Source organism: Pseudomonas furukawaii, from assembly GCF_002355475.1.
Taxonomy (GTDB): Bacteria; Pseudomonadota; Gammaproteobacteria; order Pseudomonadales; family Pseudomonadaceae; genus Metapseudomonas; species Metapseudomonas furukawaii.
On the sequence record NZ_AP014862.1, the window covers coordinates 762,690 to 777,782 of the forward strand.

At 62.2% G+C, this 15,093-nt stretch carries 13 protein-coding genes; 3 read left to right on the forward strand and 10 right to left on the reverse strand.

The annotated features are described in order from the left end of the window. Positions 1–20 precede the first annotated feature (20 nt). A complete protein-coding gene (locus tag KF707C_RS03550) occupies positions 21–1,448 on the forward strand; it encodes a YfjI family protein (RefSeq protein WP_158526748.1) in 1,428 nt (475 codons plus the stop codon). Between the two features lie 118 nt (positions 1,449–1,566). On the opposite strand, the gene KF707C_RS28975 is transcribed toward KF707C_RS03550, so the two are convergent. The 5 genes from KF707C_RS28975 to KF707C_RS03570 all read right to left on the reverse strand — a co-directional run bounded on the left by KF707C_RS28975 (position 1,567) and on the right by KF707C_RS03570 (position 5,843). Beyond that, entirely contained in the window at positions 1,567–2,307 is a 741-nt protein-coding gene (locus tag KF707C_RS28975; protein ID WP_131679663.1) for a hypothetical protein, read from the reverse strand. A gap of 32 nt (positions 2,308–2,339) precedes the next feature. Continuing rightward, positions 2,340–3,530, reverse strand: coding sequence for a tyrosine-type recombinase/integrase (locus KF707C_RS03555; protein ID WP_081608033.1), 1,191 nt, complete (start codon positions 3,528–3,530; stop codon positions 2,340–2,342). A gap of 218 nt (positions 3,531–3,748) precedes the next feature. Beyond that, complete coding sequence (ppa, locus tag KF707C_RS03560; protein WP_004420411.1) at positions 3,749–4,276, reverse strand: inorganic diphosphatase; 528 nt, start codon at positions 4,274–4,276, stop codon at positions 3,749–3,751. 78 nt (positions 4,277–4,354) lie between these two features. Further along, the gene (locus KF707C_RS03565; RefSeq protein WP_004420409.1) at positions 4,355–5,173 is read right to left on the reverse strand and encodes a M90 family metallopeptidase; all 819 of its coding nucleotides are present in this window, start codon (positions 5,171–5,173) and stop codon (positions 4,355–4,357) included. Positions 5,174–5,183: 10 nt separating this feature from the next. Then, on the reverse strand, positions 5,184–5,843 hold the full coding sequence (locus KF707C_RS03570) for a DedA family protein (protein WP_004420408.1): 660 nt from the start codon (positions 5,841–5,843) through the stop codon (positions 5,184–5,186). Positions 5,844–5,996: 153 nt separating this feature from the next. On the opposite strand from KF707C_RS03570, the gene KF707C_RS03575 reads away from it, so the two are divergent. Then, on the forward strand, positions 5,997–7,583 hold the full coding sequence (locus tag KF707C_RS03575; RefSeq protein ID WP_004420406.1) for a serine/threonine-protein kinase: 1,587 nt from the start codon (positions 5,997–5,999) through the stop codon (positions 7,581–7,583). Positions 7,584–7,620: 37 nt separating this feature from the next. On the opposite strand, the gene KF707C_RS03580 is transcribed toward KF707C_RS03575, so the two are convergent. From KF707C_RS03580 to eat, 4 genes are all read right to left on the reverse strand, one after another. Beyond that, entirely contained in the window at positions 7,621–8,079 is a 459-nt protein-coding gene (locus KF707C_RS03580) for a GNAT family N-acetyltransferase (protein WP_004420405.1), read from the reverse strand. Between the two features lie 146 nt (positions 8,080–8,225). Next, on the reverse strand, positions 8,226–9,059 hold the full coding sequence (eutC, locus tag KF707C_RS03585; RefSeq protein WP_004420403.1) for an ethanolamine ammonia-lyase subunit EutC: 834 nt from the start codon (positions 9,057–9,059) through the stop codon (positions 8,226–8,228). Positions 9,060–9,074: 15 nt separating this feature from the next. After that, positions 9,075–10,469, reverse strand: a complete 1,395-nt coding sequence (locus tag KF707C_RS03590; protein WP_004420402.1) for an ethanolamine ammonia-lyase subunit EutB — start codon at positions 10,467–10,469, stop codon at positions 9,075–9,077. A 55-nt stretch (positions 10,470–10,524) separates the two neighbouring features. After that, entirely contained in the window at positions 10,525–11,892 is a 1,368-nt protein-coding gene (eat, locus tag KF707C_RS03595; protein WP_004420400.1) for an ethanolamine permease, read from the reverse strand. 286 nt (positions 11,893–12,178) lie between these two features. Between eat and qhpR the strand changes: the two genes are divergently transcribed. Further along, positions 12,179–13,219, forward strand: coding sequence for an AraC-like transcriptional regulator QhpR (gene qhpR, locus KF707C_RS03600; protein ID WP_004420398.1), 1,041 nt, complete (start codon positions 12,179–12,181; stop codon positions 13,217–13,219). Between the two features lie 287 nt (positions 13,220–13,506). Here the strand turns inward: qhpR and exaC are convergent, their stop codons facing one another. Next, on the reverse strand, positions 13,507–15,027 hold the full coding sequence (gene exaC / locus KF707C_RS03605; RefSeq protein ID WP_004420395.1) for an acetaldehyde dehydrogenase ExaC: 1,521 nt from the start codon (positions 15,025–15,027) through the stop codon (positions 13,507–13,509). Between the last annotated feature and the right edge of the window lie 66 nt (positions 15,028–15,093).

Sequence of the window (15,093 nt, forward strand, 5' to 3'; positions counted from 1 at the left end):
TAGTTAGTGAGGTGTTTGGTATGGAATTATTTTCGGATAACCATTTTGCTGGTAGTGAGGATTCATATTCTTACATTGATGTGGGCTGGCTCGATGAATTCCCGATTTTCAAGGAGTCAGTATTAAGAATTGCAGCGCGGACCCAGGCTCCGATAGAGCTGGTTGTGTCAGTTGTCCTTGCAGTTATTGCGTTGGTTTGTCAGCACTTGATAGATGTGAGGCGACCCTGGGGAAGCATTGGGCCGGTATCGCTGATCATATTCTTGATTGCTTTGTCGGGTGAGAGAAAGACCACAGTTGAGGAAGTTACGGCCTCTGTTTTAAGGGCTTTTGAGGGGCGGCGAAAAAGTCTGGATTTTCAGAAAATAAAAGAATGGTCTGTCTTGTGGGAGTTATGGGAAAGAAAGAAAAAAAAGATTCAAAAGAATCTGCTTGATGAAGATGTGGGGTCAATTGCTTATCAGCAGCTTGAAAGCGCTCTCTTGGCGCATGCTAACTCAGAACCAGTGCGCCCTTTTGTGTTCAGGATGATTCACCAGGATGTAACCACGGCTGCCTTGTCTAAGTCGTTGGACCAAGACTGTCCATCCGCAGCATTGTTCACGAGCGAAGGTGATATAGCTCTAAGGGGGAGTATTAACCAGATCGGCATGATGAACGCTTATTGGGATGGCTCTGGTGTGGAAGTGGGGCGGGCTTCAACGGGGCATTACTCATTGAAAGATGTGCGGCTCAGCATCGGTATCGGGGTTCAGCCTGGGGTGTTTAATGAGTACTTGGAAAGAAAAGGTGAACTTGGTAAAGCGTCGGGGTTCTTTGCAAGGTCATTGGTTTTTTATCCAAAATCGACCCAGGGCACTCGATTTATTTCTGGCGAGGTTCAGCTCAGCCTGGATCGTTATACAAAAAGAATGGAAGAGCTTCTTGAAGAAAATGTTAGAAAATTTGATGCCAGAGATTCTAGTAAGTTGGTTGTTGGCTTTTCTCCAGAGGCTGGTGAGGAGTTGAAGCGGATCCACAATAGTATTGAAAGTGAAATGCAGGTTGGTGGACGCTATGAACGAGCGCGTGATCATGGATCAAAACAGACTGAAAATATCTCCAGAGTGGCCGCTTTACTGCATTTCTTTGAAACTGGCGGAACTCAAATTTCCCTGCCTGAGCTATCGGCTGTTGAGAAGATCGTTATGGGTTGTTCTGTTGTGTATAAGAGGTTGTTCTCATTTTCACCTCAAGTTGTGACCGATGGCGATGCTCTGGTTTCGTGGCTACGTGCCAGATGCGATAGATCGGTCTTCAGAAGAACTCGAAGGAATGAGATTCTGCAGCGAGGGCCTTCGGGATTGCGACGAGCTACCAGACTCAATCGTGCAGTTGATTACTTGGTGGAAAAAGGGCTTGTGAGGGAGGTTGTGAGTGGGCGGGTTGCTGAAATTGAATTGATCTAATTTTTAATTTTCGATCCTCAGCATATGTCGAAAAGGTAAGTGCGCTGGTTTCTGTATTTGTTGAAGTGGTGCCCCGTAAGCCAGAGCCATAGGCTCTGGCTTTTTTGTGCGCGCTATATTAATACTGCTTTCTACGTAGTGCTTTGTATACTTTCTGATTTTCTTGGTTGTGAATAAGCTCTTCGGTTATGAAATCTTTCAGATTTCTAATCGTGTCTTGCGCTTCGATTTCTGAGATGTATTTTTCGAACTCCTTGCTGGTGTAAATCGTTTCAATGGTTTCGGACTCGGTACCCCAGCCATTTTTAGGTGGAGTTCTCAGTAGGAGTGAGAAGTGATCTCTGATTTTTGATATTTTGGATTCTTTCCCCTTTCCGCCTTCGGCTGCACGCTCGCGCCTGAATTTTTCTTCGTCAATATGATGTTGGTAGCCATTAAGGAACCCAATTAAGTAGGCTGCGTGCGAGATGTAGGCAAAAGCTTTTTCTTTATTGTCTTTCTCCATTTGCAGTTTTGCACTGAGATAGTATATTTTTGCGTAAAAAAAATACAATTTGAGAGTGCTTCTTTTTTCTTCTTTGTATGTGTTTGTCCAGCAGCTAGATATGTTTTTCCAGCTGATTTTTGGTGTCTCTATAAAGTTGGATATTCGTTGGTCTATGTGGCTATTTAATTCTTTTGGCCAGTACTTTTTTAATATTGATCTGAGTGTTAGGTGTGTGTGATTTAGTAAGGTGCTTAGTTTTTCTTCTTTTGTTTCTATTGGGTGAAGGAGAGGGTTTTTGTTTTTTTTCTTTGAGATTTTATTTGTAGGGTATAGCGATTGTATAAGTTCAGTGAGGGTGTTTTTGTCTGTCATGGTGGGGCTCGTTTATAAATTTTAGGCGGTGGTCAGGATAAAAATTTTGCCCAATCAGCCATTAGGGCGCGACGTTTCTCTAGGAAATCTGAGCGCGAGTAAGCCCCTTCTGTTTGATCCCTCTCGTCATGAGCCAACGCCATTTCACAAACCTCGCGTGGGTAGTGCGTACACTCTCCTGCCCAGTCGCGAAATGATGAGCGAAAACCATGTCGCGTAATAGATTTATAGCCCATGTCATGTAGTAGGTTGCGGATCGCATTTGCATGCATTACACCGCTTTTACCTTGGCCAGGGAATAAAAATGGACTGTCTTCTATACGCGGAATAGCTTGTAGGCAGTCAATAACCTCCTTGGCAAGTGGGATTACGAAGGCGACGCGCATTTTCATGCGCTCGTCGGGAAGTGACCACGTACGAGTCTCAAAATCAAATTCATCCCAGCGTGCGAATCGCACCATGTGCGCGCGCGCGGCGGTCATGATCAACAATTGTGCGGCAAGAGATGGCGCTGTCATGTTCGCTTTCAATTGATGCATTAGCTTTGGCACGTCTTGCCAGGGCATTGCGGGGAAGTGCTCGCGCTTTCTAGCTTTTTTCTTTTCCGCACGGCTGAGCAAATTATCCAGATGGCCACGCCATCGTGCAGGGTTTTCCCCTTCGCGAAGGCCTCGTGCTTTTGCTGCGTCCAAGATTTGCTCAATTTGTCCGCGTACTTCGTCAGCTGTTCGGGTTTTTATGGCCCAGATAGGTTGCAGCAGCTTGAGGACATGCTCTGTGTCGATTTGCTCGGCAGCTAGTTTGCCAATGTGGGGGAATGCGTAGAGTTCTAGCTTGCGCATCCAGCCTTTACGCCACTGTGCAGACCAGGCCCCGCTATGCGCGCTCCAGTAATCTGTTGCCAGCGTCTCAAATTTGAGCTGTTTTGCCTCTCGGGCTCGCTGGGCTTCGCGCTGGGCTTCGCGTTCCTGATCCCGTGCGGCAAGTGGGTCGATACCATCTATAAGGTGGCGGCGTTTAGCGCTTGCTTCGAGTCGTGCGCTCTTGAGGCTGACCTCTGGATACGAACCTAAGCCCATTTCGCGGCGGCGACCTGCGAGCTGGAAGCGTAGCAGCCAAGACTTGCGTCCTGTGGGTTTGACAACCAGGCGAAGCCCATCTCCATCTTCGTAGGTGCCTGGTTCTGTCAGGTTCTCGACCTGTTTCGGATTTAGCTTGCCCATCGTGTCCCCCCGCCGCGTTGCCATTTACCTCTTGTCCCCCCACTTGTCCCCCCACTTGGTCATCGGATGGGGTTGTATCGGATCGGACTCGGTTGGTTTGGTAAATGGCTGTAGCCCTTGATTTATCTAGGCTACCAGCTTGGGTTTCGGACTTGGTAGGATTTTTTCGGGCATAAAAAAAACCGGCTTGTGGCCGGCTTTTCATGAGAGGTCGGGGCTTACTTTTGGTAAGCCGCAACCGCTTTAGTGATTTCGGCGCGGGCTTCGTCAGCGTTGCCCCAGCCTTCAACTTTCACCCACTTGCCTTTTTCGAGGTCCTTGTAGTTCTCGAAGAAGTGCTTGATCTGCTCCAGGAGCAGGGCCGGCAGGTCGGTGTATTCCTTCACGTCCTTGTAGAGGACGCTCAGCTTGTCATGGGGAACGGCCAGCAGTTTGGCGTCGCCACCGGCTTCGTCGGTCATGTGCAGGACGCCGACCGGACGGGCGCGGATCACGGCACCCGGTGCGACCGGGTAGGGGGTGACGACCAGCACGTCCAGGGGATCGCCGTCGTCAGCCAGGGTGTTGGGGATGTAGCCGTAGTTGGCCGGGTAGAACATCGGGGTGGCCATGAAACGGTCGACGAACAGGCAGTCGCTGTCCTTGTCGATTTCGTATTTGATCGGCGCGTGGTTGGCCGGGATCTCGATCGCGACGTAGATGTCGTTCGGCAGGTCTTTGCCAGCCGGGATCTTGCTGTAGCTCATGGTCAACTCCCAAGGGTGGGGCCAAAAAAGTGGGCGCGATTATAGGCACATTCCCACAGCGATGCCACGCCGTTCTACTTATCCATTGGTCGCGTCGCGGTAGTCCGGATGACTGTCCTGGAGGCGTTTCAGACGGCCCAGCGGGTCCTGCCGGTAGAAGGCCTGGAGTTGCCGGTAGACGGCGGGGAAGGCCTGATCCAGCAGGTCCGGGGCGGTGAAGAAGTACTCGCTGGCGACCGCGAAGAACTCCGCGGGGTCTTCCGCCGCATAGGGATCGATGGGCGTCTCGGCGTCCGGGTCGCGGTCCAGTTGGGCATTCAGGGCGTCGAAGGCGGTCTGCATGGCCAGGGCCCAGTCGGACTGGCGCATGTCGCGGTGCAGCGGCGGCAGGCCATTGGGGCCACCGCTGAGCATGTCCAGCTTGTGGGCCAGCTCGTGGATCACCAGGTTGTAGCCGTCCCAGCCACCGCTGGATTGCACGCCGGGCCAGGCGAGGATCACCGGGCCGTACTGCCAGGACTCACCGCTGCGCGCGTCTTCGTACTCGTGTTCGACGCCGGCCGCATCCCGATGCCGTTGCGGGCTGACGAAGTCGTCGGGGTAGAGCACCAGCTCATGGAAACCCTGGTACCAGTCGAGGTCCGGCAGGTGCAGCAGGGGCAACTGGGCCTGGGCGGCGAGGAGCAGGCGGTCGTCGCCGTTCAGGTCCACGCCGGGCAGGGCGGTGATGCGCTTGTCGTGGAGGAAGAGTACGCAACGCTCCTGCAGGCGCTGCTGTTCGGCGTCGTCCAGGCCGTCGAGGATCGGCAGGCGACGGCAGATGGCTTCCCACTGCGAGGGTGAGACGGGGTTGCGCGCAAGGATGCGTTGGCGGCGCCAGCGACGGAATGACCACATGGCGTCGGGTTCAGCTCGGGTGCTGGGCGCCCTTGCCCGCCGGGCGAAGGCGGCTCCGCAGTACGCCGAAGACCATCGGTAGCAGGGACAGGCCAATGATGGCGAGCACCATCAGCGACAGGTTGTCCTTGATGAAGGGCACGTTGCCGAAGAAGAAGCCCAGCGTCACCAACCCGCCCACCCAGAGAATGGTGCCCAGCACGCTGAAGAAGGCGAAGCGCGGGTAAGGCATGCGACCCACGCCGGCGACGAAGGGGGCGAAGGTGCGCACGATGGGCAGGAAGCGCGCCATGGTCACCGTCTTGCCGCCGTGGCGGTCATAGAACTCATGGGTGCGCTGCAGGTAGTCGCGGCGGAAGATCTTCGAGTCCGGGTTGCTGAACAGGCGCTCGCCCGCCGTTCGGCCGATGACGTAGTTGAGGCTGTCACCGCTGATGGCGGCGATCATCAGCAGCCCTCCCAGCAGCCAGGGGTCCATGGCGCCACCGGCGCAGACGGCGCCGGCGATGAAGAGCAGGGAGTCGCCCGGCAGGAAAGGCGTCACCACCAGGCCGGTTTCGCAGAAGATGACCAGGAAGAGGATGGCGTAGATCCAGGTGCCGTAGTTGGTGACCAGCAGGTTGAGGTACTGGTCCAGGTGCAGGATGAGGTCGATCGGGTTGAAATCCATGGAGCGCCTTGTGGATAAGCGGGGCGGGCGAGGGGCGTGATGCACGCATTATAGGGACAACTGGCCCTCTCCCGGTGATGCGGTTGGCGGAATGGCGAACGGCATGAAGGCTGCAACTGTTTCCATAGTTTTCCCGGATCAGGACCCCGTCCCATGCCGTTGCAGTTGTTGGAACACCCCGCCGTGAGCCTGGCCCAGGGGCACGGGCTGGACCTGCCGAGCCAGGCGGCGCGGGCCCGGGCGACCTGGGTGGCCGGGCGCAATGGCCGGCCGCCGCTTCTGCTGCTGGCCCTGCTCTGGGGACGTTCATGCGCCAATGTGGTGCAGATGCTGGGGGACTGCCTGGATGCGCTGTTCGCCGACTACGGCTGCACCCCCGAAGGCTGGAGCGAGACCCAGGCGGCGCGGCAGGTGCTGGCCGCCCTCAACCTGCAGCTGTTTCGCCGTCGCCAGGCGGGCGAGCCGGTGCCTGAGCTCAGCGCGGGCCTGTTGCTGGTTCAGGATGGCGAGGCGCACTTCCTCCAGGCCGGCGCCGTCGGGCTGGTGCAGTTTCCCGGTTCGCACGCCCATACGCTGACGGGGCGCGACAACCCGCTGGGCAACCAGGCGGAACTGGCGGTGGTCCAGCACAGCCTGTCGCTGGCGCCCGGCCAGCCTCTGCTGCTGGCGCCGCAGCCCTTGCTGGACGTGGCGGATCTGCACGGCCTGGGCGGGGCCTGCGCCGATCTCCAGCCCGGCCAGCTGGGCGCTCTGCTCGAACCCCTGCTGGCCGCGCCCGGTGCGGCGGCGCTGGTGCTGCCGGGGGACCCTCACTCGCTGCCGCCTTCGGCGACCTGCGGTGCCTGGCCTCGGCTGGAACGGGCCGAACCGGGCATGACGGTGGACGGCTGGACGCTAGGCGCATCGTGTGACTTCGGGCCGCCGGGACGGTTGTTCCACGCCGTCGAGGGCGATCGCGAGGCATTGCTCTGGCTGGCGGACGACGATGCCGACGAGGCGTTCTGGCAGCGTGAATGGGTGTTGCGCCGCAGCCCGGTCGCCACGCTGCCGCAGGTGCTTTCGCCACGCCAGGGACGGCACCACGCCTTTCTCCTTTTTGCGCCGCCGCCTTCGGGCGCCCGCAGCCTGGTGCGGCGTTGCGCGGAAGGGCCGCCGCTGGACGCCGAGGCCACCCTGGCCATCCTGGTGCAACTGATCGAGGCCGTGCGTTCCCTGCAGCGCCGGGGCATGCAGGGGCTCTGGCTGAATCCCTGGCAGATCCTGCTGGATGACCGGGGACAGCTGTTGTTCCTGCCGGAGTACGCGGCCGTCCTGCCCGGCGTGGCCCGGCAGCCGGCCCCGGCGCTGGCGGTGCCCCTGGCGCCGGAGCTGCGCCAGGGGCGGGTGCTGGACGGCAGCGCCGACCAGTTCGCCCTGGCGGCCCTGGCCTACTGGCTGCTCAGCGGCCAATGGCCCGAGGTGGCACGTCCGGAGGGAGGGCAGGCCAGTCGCTATGTGCCCCTGGCGGGGCGCGTGAAGGCGCTGCCCGATGGCTGGGATGGGGTGCTGGCCAGGGCGCTGGCGCCTCAGCCGAGGTCGCGTTTCGAGGCGCTGTCGGAATTCCAGCTGGCCCTGGAGCGGCTGCTGGAGCAGGCCCGTCGGCGGGAGCCTGAGTCGGCCCCCGGTTGGTCCAGGCCGGTCGCGCTGGCGGCGCTGGTGGGCCTGCCGCTGTTGCTGGGGGTCTGGTTCGGGCTGGGATGACGGCGGCCCGGTCCGGAGACCGGGGGGCGCGCCGGGGTCAGTCGCTGTTGATGGGCAGTATGTAGTTCTTGAACTCGGTGTCCTCGTGGAAACCGATGGACTCATAGACCTTCTGCGCCACTTCGTTGCTGCTGCTGGTGGAGACGCGCATGCGCACGGCGTTGGTTTCCCGGGCCATCTTCTTCGCGGTCTGCAGCAGGCGGTCGGCCACCAGCTGGCGCCTGGCGTCTTCGGCGACATAGATGTCGTTGAGGATCCACACGCGCTTCAGGGAGAGGGAGGAAAAGCTCGGGTAAAGCTGGCAGAAACCCAGCAGTCGGGTGTCGTCGTCGTCCGGGAAGGCCAGGTAGATCACCGATTCCTTGCGGCTCAGGCGCTTCTCCAGGAACTTGCGCGAGGACTCCGGGAAGGGCAGTTCGCCATAGAACTCCCGGTATTTCACGAACAACGGCGTTATCAGGTCCAGGTGCTCAAGGGTGGCTTGGACGATGCGCATGGTGGGCCTCGTAGCGTTGGGGGGAACGTGATGGGCAATGCAGATGCTGTGCCAGCCAGCGGTATCGATGCTGCACCAGAATTTGTGGAAAGCGCAATCCAAGCAAGCGTTTGACCGGTCGATCCGCGCCTCGCCAAGGCGCGGGTTCAGGGGTGATCCGTGGCCAGCAGGAAGTTGCCCGCCAGGGTCCGGTCCGGCTCGCCGGACAGCGAGGGCACCTCGGCTTCATCCTTCAGGTTCACGCCGGAGAGCTGGCGGCGGCAGGCTTCGCGCATCAGGTACATCAGGCGGTGGGCGGCCATGCCGTAGGAGAGGCCTTCCAGGCGCACGTTGGAAATGCAGTTGCGGTAGGCGTCGGTCAGTCCCACCCGGGGCGCCCAGGTGAAGTACAGGCCGAGGCTGTCGGGGGAGCTCAGGCCGGGCCGTTCACCGATGAGGATCACCACCATCTTCGCCTTCAGCAGTTCGCCCACCTCGTCCGCCACCGCCACCCGGCCCTGCTGCACCAGCACCACCGGGGAAAGCGACCAGCCCTCGTTGACGGCCTGTTCTTCCAGGCGTTCGAGAAACGGCAGCGTGTGGCGCTGCACCGCCAGGGCCGAGAGGCCGTCGGCCACCACCACCGCCAGGTCGTAGCCGCCGGGGTTGGCCTGGGCGTGCTGCTGCAGTGCCTCCCGCGAGGCGGCATCGAGGCGACGGCCGAGGTCCGGGCGCTGCAGGTAGGTGTCGCGGTCCTTGGCGCCGCTGTGCAGCAGCAGGCTGGCGCGACCGCGCTCGGCCAGGGCGTCGCGGATGGCCTGGTGGTCGAAGGGCAGGTGCACCGCGTCGCGGGCCTGGGCGTGGGCGTACTGGAAATTCAGCTGGGCCTGGGTGGGCAGGCTGATGCCGGCGCGGCCCAGGGCGATGCGCGCCGGGGTCAGGCGGCGCAGCTCTTCCCAGGGGTTGGCGGTGTGGCCGGAAAACTGGCGTGGGGTCTTCATCCGTGGCTCCTCGGGTCAGGCCAGGCGGGCGATGGCCTGGCGGAAGGCGGGGGGCAACTGGTCGCCGAGGATCACCCGGCCGTCGTTCTGCACCAGGATGCCCATGCGCTCCAGCCAGGCCTCGAATTCGGGCGCGGGCTTCAGGCCCAGGCTCTGCCGGGCGTAGAGGGCGTCGTGGAAGGAGGTGGTCTGGTAGTTGAGCATCACGTCGTCGGAGCCCGGAATGCCCATGATGAAGTTGATGCCGGCCACCCCCAGCAAGGTGAGCAGGGTGTCCATGTCGTCCTGGTCCGCTTCGGCATGGTTGGTGTAGCAGATGTCGCAGCCCATGGGCACGCCGAGGAGCTTGGCGCAGAAGTGGTCCTCCAGGCCGGCGCGGATGATCTGCTTGCCGTTGTAGAGGTACTCCGGGCCGATGAAGCCCACCACGGTGTTCACCAGGAAGGGGTTGAAGTGGCGGGCGACGGCGTAGGCGCGGGTCTCGCAGGTCTGCTGGTCGACGCCGTGATGGGCGTTGGCCGAGAGGGCGCTGCCCTGGCCGGTCTCGAAGTACATCAGGTTGTTGCCCAGGGTGCCGCGCTTCTGCGACAGGCCGGCTTCGTAGCCTTCCTGGAGGATGGCCAGGCTCACGCCGAAACTGGCGTTGGCCGCCTCGGTGCCGGCGATGGACTGGAACACCAGGTCCAGCGGCACGCCGCGCTCGATGGCGGCGATGGAGGTGGTGACGTGGGTCAGCACGCAGGCCTGGGTGGGAATGTCATAGCGCTGGATGATGGCGTCGAGCATCTCCAACATGGCGCAGATGGAGGCGATGCTGTCGGTGGCCGGATTGATGCCGAGCATGGCGTCGCCGTTGCCGTAGAGCAGGCCGTCGAGGATGCTCGCGGCGATGCCGGCGGGCTCGTCCGTGGGGTGGTTGGGCTGCAGGCGGGTGGAGAGCCGGCCGCGCAGGCCCAGGGTGTTGCGGAAGCGGGTGATCACGCGGATCTTCTGCGCCACCAGGACCAGGTCCTGGACGCGCATGATCTTCGACACCGCGGCGGCCATTTCCGGCGTGATGCCCCGGGCCAGGGCGCGCAGGCTGTGCTCGTCGGCGTGGTCGCTGAGCAGCCAGTCGCGGAAGCCGCCGACGGTGAGGTGGCTCACCGGATCGAAGGCGGCGCGGTCGTGGCTGTCGATGATCAGGCGGGTGACTTCGTCGGCTTCGTAGGGGATCAGCGCCTCGTCGAGGAAATGCTTCAGCGGGATATCCGCCAGGGCCATCTGCGCGGCCACCCGCTCGCCGTCGCTGCTGGCGGCGACGCCGGCCAGGTAGTCACCGGAGCGGGCCGGGCTGGCCTTGGCCATCACATCCTTGAGGCTGTCGAAGCGCCAGGTCTCGCCGCCGACGCTGTGGGAAAAACTGCTCACTCGAAGCTCTCCTTGAAGAGGCGCCCCGGTTTGTTCGTACCGGGGCGCGACGAACTCAGGCGCGGTTCAACAGGGCATCGGCCGGTGCACTGGCGCGATGGTGGGCGGTGAACTGGAAGTAGAGATAACCCACCACCATGAATGCAAGGAAGATGCCCCCGATCAGCGTGTTGAACCAGGCCATGGCTACCAGGCAGACCACGGCCAGGGCCAGGGCGATGGCCGGTACCACAGGGTAACCCGGTGCGCGGAAGGTACGCTCCAGGTGCGGTTCGCTGCGGCGCAGCTTGAACAGGCTGAGCATGCTGATGATGTACATGACGATGGCGCCGAACACGCTCATGGTGATCATCGCGGCGGTCAGGCTCATGCCCTGGAGGTTGATCAGGCCGTCACTGTAGATGGCGGCGATGCCCACCACGCCACCGGCGAGGATGGCGCGGTGCGGGGTCTGGAAGCGCGACAGCTTGGCCAGGCCAGGGGGCAGGTAGCCGGCGCGGGCCAGGGCGAAGAACTGGCGGGAGTAGCCGAGGATGATGCCGTGGAAGCTGGCCACCAGGCCGAACAGGCCGATCCACACCAGCATGTGCATCCAGGTGGAGTCGTTGCCCACCACGGCCTTCATGGCCTGGGGCAGCGGGTCGTTGATGTTCGACAGCTCGCGCCAGTCGCCGACGCCGCCGGCCATGATCATCACGCCGATGGCGAGGAACACCAGGGTCAGGATGCCGGCGATGTAGGCGCGGGGAATGGTGCGTTTCGGATCCTTCGCTTCCTCGGCGGCCATGGCGGCGCCCTCGATGGCAAGGAAGAACCAGATGGCGAAGGGGATGGCGGCGAAGATGCCGGAGAAGGCGCCGAGGCTGAACTCGTTGCTGCCGGCCCAGCCGTTGAGGACGAAGTTGGAGAAGCTGAAGCCCGGCGCCACCACGCCCATGAACACCAGCAGCTCGGCCACCGCCAGCACGGTGACCACCAGCTCGAAGGTGGCGGCGATGCTGACGCCGAGGATGTTCAGGGTCATGAAGATCAGGTAGGCGCCCACTGCCGCGTGCTTCGGATCCAGCTCCGGGTACTGCACGTTGAGGTAGGCGCCGATGGCCATGGCGATGGCCGGTGGGGCGAAGACGAATTCGATCAGGGTGGCGATGCCGGCGATCAGCCCTCCTTTCTCGCCGAAGGCGCGGCGGCTGTAGGCGAAGGGGCCGCCCGCGTGGGGGATGGCGGTGGTCAGTTCGGTGAAGCTGAAGATGAAGCAGGTGTACATGGTGGCCACCAGCAGCGCGGTGACCATGAAGCCGAGGGTGCCGGCGGCGGCCCAGCCGTAGCTCCAGCCGAAGTACTCGCCGGAGATCACCAGGCCGACGGCGATGCCCCAGAGGTGCAAGGTGCCGAGCGTGGGTTTTAGTGTTGTTGTGCTCATCGGAACTCCTCTGCCCTGCGGGGGCGTGGTTGATGGATGACCTCGGTCGATCTTATCCACCGACCCCGGGCAGGACTTGACCCTGGGGCTCCGTCGCCATCGCCTGCGGTCAAGTTGTATCCCGTTGTTACCCAGGGCCTCACACGGCGTGCCCCGTGACAGGGCGCGGGGCTCGGGAATGCCCGGAAATGGCTCGCGGAGCCCCGTTTTCCAGGGCTTCTCGCCAGGGTCTCAGGGGGCATGGCTTTTGCTTGAATGAGCGATCAAGAAAAATCGGTGGACCCTGATGAGCGCCTCCCTGCTATCCATGGCCAGCCTGGGCAACAACGTCGGCGTACTGTCGGCCGCCGCCAGCGGACTCGATCGTTTCATCGAGGGGCAGGGGGGTGACCTGGACCGCATCTTCGGCCGTGCCGGCATTGACCCGGAGCAGCTGCGGCACCCCACCCTCAGCCTGGCCCTGACCAATTACTGCCGGGTGCTGGAAGAGGCTGCGCGGCAGTCGGGCAGCGACAACTTCGGCCTGCACTACGGCCAGCAGTTCCAGCCCCGCGACCTGGGCCTGCTCGGCTATGTCGGGCTGTTCTCCAGCACCCTGGAGGAGGCCCTGAAGAACTTCGCCGAGGCGTTTCCCTATCACCAGCACAGCACCCTGATCCGCCTGGTGGATTGCGGCGAGTGCTACCGCTTCGACTACCAGGTGCGCCACGGCGCCATCCTCGACCGCCGCCAGGACGCCGAGCTGACCATGGGCATGGCGGTGAACCTGGTCCGGCATGTGCTCGGCCGCGACTGGGCGCCACGGGCGGTGGCCTTCGAGCATGAACGCCCGGAGGGCTGGCAGGAGCATGGGGCGGCGTTCGGCGCGCCGGTGCAGTTCGGCCGTCCCTGCAATTTCCTGCTGGTGCCCAAGGGGGATGTGCAGGGACGGGCGATGCCCGAGCGCGACCCCAACCTGCTGTTCCTCTTCCAGGACGTGATCCGCCGCCTGGGCGAGCAGGGCAACCGGCCGAGCCTGCTGGAGGAGGCCGGTACCCAGATCCGCCTGGCCCTGGCCCAGGGCGAGCCAAACCTCGAGTGCATCTCCGAACAGTTGGAACTGACCCCGGCGGGCCTGCAGCGGCGCCTGCGGGAGGAAGGCCTGAGCTTCAGCCAACTGGTGGAGCAGACCCGTCGTGAGCTGGCGCTTCACTACATGCGCCAGCGACAGCGGCCGATTTCCGAACTGGCGCCCCTGCTCGGCTATTCCGAGACCAGCGCCTTCTCCCGCGCCTTTCGTCGCTGGTTCGGGGTCAGCCCCCGGCAGTGGCGCGGGGATGAGCGCTAGGGCAGCCCGGCTGTCCCCCGGTAGGGTGCGCCGTGCGCACCTTGGGGATGCTTCCGGTGCGCATGGCGCACCCTACGGAACCAGGTCAACCCAAGGGTGGATGGCGCTTTTCCATCCACCCGCGAGGGCCTCGATTGTGGACCGGTGAAGCGTGGTCCACCCTGCGGAACAGGGCGAGCGCCGCGCTCGGGATCGTTCGCGAATGAATTCGCTCCCACCGGTAGGGGAAAGGGTGTTCCAGAAATGAAAAAACGCGGCCGAGGCCGCGTTTTTTCGTGGGGGAGGACTTAGAAGAAGCCCAGCGGGTTGGTGTCGTAGCTCACCAGCAGGTTCTTGGTCTGCTGGTAGTGGTCCAGCATCATCTTGTGGGTTTCGCGGCCGACACCGGATTTCTTGTAGCCACCGAAGGCGGCGTGGGCCGGGTACAGGTGGTAGCAGTTGGTCCAGACGCGGCCAGCCTTGATGCCGCGGCCCATGCGCCAGGCACGGTTGATGTCGCGGGTCCAGACGCCGGCACCCAGGCCGAACTCGGTGTCGTTGGCGATGGCCAGGGCCTCGGCTTCATCCTTGAAGGTGGTGACGCCCACCACCGGGCCGAAGATCTCTTCCTGGAACACGCGCATCTTGTTGTGTCCCTTCAGCAGGGTCGGCTGGATGTAGTAGCCGCTGGCCAGGCTGCCTTCCAGTTTCTCCACGGCACCGCCGGTGAGCACTTCGGCGCCTTCCTGCTGGGCGATGTCGAGGTAGCTGAGGATCTTCTCGAACTGCTGCTGGGAGGCCTGGGCGCCGACCATGGTGTCGGTGTCCAGCGGGTCGCCGCGCTTGATGGCCTTCACCTTCTTCATCACCTCGGCCATGAAGGCCGGGTAGATGGATTCCTGCACCAGGGCCCGCGACGGGCAGGTGCAGACCTCGCCCTGGTTGAAGAAGGCCAGGACAAGGCCCTCGGCGGCCTTCTCGATGAACTCGGGCTCGGCCTGCATGATGTCTTCGAAGTAGATGTTCGGGCTCTTGCCGCCCAGCTCCACGGTGCTCGGGATGATGTTCTCGGCGGCGCACTTGAGGATGTGCGAACCCACCGGAGTGGAGCCGGTGAAGGCGATCTTGGCGATGCGCTTGCTGGTGGCCAGGGCCTCGCCCGCTTCCTTGCCGAAACCTTGCACCACGTTGAGCACGCCGGCCGGCAGCAGGTCGCCGATCAGTTCCATGAGCACGGTGATGCCCAGCGGGGTCTGCTCGGCGGGCTTGAGTACCACGCAGTTGCCGGCGGCCAGGGCCGGGGCCAGCTTCCAGGCGGCCATCAGCAGCGGGAAGTTCCAGGGGATGATCTGGCCGACCACGCCCAGGGGCTCGTGGATGTGGTAGGCGACGGTCTTGTCGTTGATCTCGGCGGCGCCGCCTTCCTGGGCGCGGATGCAGCCGGCGAAGTAGCGGAAGTGATCGGCGGCGAGCGGGATGTCGGCGTTGAGGGTCTCGCGCACGGCCTTGCCGTTGTCCCAGGTCTCGGTGACGGCCAGGACTTCGAGGTTCTGCTCGATGCGGTCGGCGATCTTCAGCAGGATGTTGGAGCGGTCCTGCACGGAGGTGCGACCCCAGGCATCGGCGGCGGCGTGGGCGGCGTCCAGGGCCTTGTCGATGTCTTCGGCAGTGGAACGGGGGAATTCGGCGATCGGCTGGCCAGTCACCGGTGAGGTGTTGGTGAAGTACTGGCCTTTGACCGGAGGCACGAACTCGCCACCGATGAAGTTGCCGTAGCGGGACTTGAAGGAAACGACAGCGCCGGGAGTACCGGGTTGGGCGTAACGCATGGTGTTTCTCCTGTCTCTTGTTCTGTTTGGGAGAACGCTGGTTGGCGTTTGCAGGATAAGGAGCAA

What these genes read in the sequence shown, in the direction of transcription:
- KF707C_RS03550 (WP_158526748.1), top strand. Translation starts at nt 21, where the DNA reads ATGGAATTATTTTCGGATAACCATTTTGCTGGTAGTGAGGATTCATAT.
- KF707C_RS28975 (WP_131679663.1), bottom strand. Translation starts at nt 2,307, where the DNA reads ATGACAGACAAAAACACCCTCACTGAACTTATACAATCGCTATACCCT.
- KF707C_RS03555 (WP_081608033.1), bottom strand. Translation starts at nt 3,530, where the DNA reads ATGGGCAAGCTAAATCCGAAACAGGTCGAGAACCTGACAGAACCAGGC.
- ppa (WP_004420411.1), bottom strand. Translation starts at nt 4,276, where the DNA reads ATGAGCTACAGCAAGATCCCGGCTGGCAAAGACCTGCCGAACGACATC.
- KF707C_RS03565 (WP_004420409.1), bottom strand. Translation starts at nt 5,173, where the DNA reads ATGTGGTCATTCCGTCGCTGGCGCCGCCAACGCATCCTTGCGCGCAAC.
- KF707C_RS03570 (WP_004420408.1), bottom strand. Translation starts at nt 5,843, where the DNA reads ATGGATTTCAACCCGATCGACCTCATCCTGCACCTGGACCAGTACCTC.
- KF707C_RS03575 (WP_004420406.1), top strand. Translation starts at nt 5,997, where the DNA reads ATGCCGTTGCAGTTGTTGGAACACCCCGCCGTGAGCCTGGCCCAGGGG.
- KF707C_RS03580 (WP_004420405.1), bottom strand. Translation starts at nt 8,079, where the DNA reads ATGCGCATCGTCCAAGCCACCCTTGAGCACCTGGACCTGATAACGCCG.
- eutC (WP_004420403.1), bottom strand. Translation starts at nt 9,059, where the DNA reads ATGAAGACCCCACGCCAGTTTTCCGGCCACACCGCCAACCCCTGGGAA.
- eat (WP_004420400.1), bottom strand. Translation starts at nt 11,892, where the DNA reads ATGAGCACAACAACACTAAAACCCACGCTCGGCACCTTGCACCTCTGG.
- qhpR (WP_004420398.1), top strand. Translation starts at nt 12,179, where the DNA reads ATGAGCGCCTCCCTGCTATCCATGGCCAGCCTGGGCAACAACGTCGGC.
- exaC (WP_004420395.1), bottom strand. Translation starts at nt 15,027, where the DNA reads ATGCGTTACGCCCAACCCGGTACTCCCGGCGCTGTCGTTTCCTTCAAG.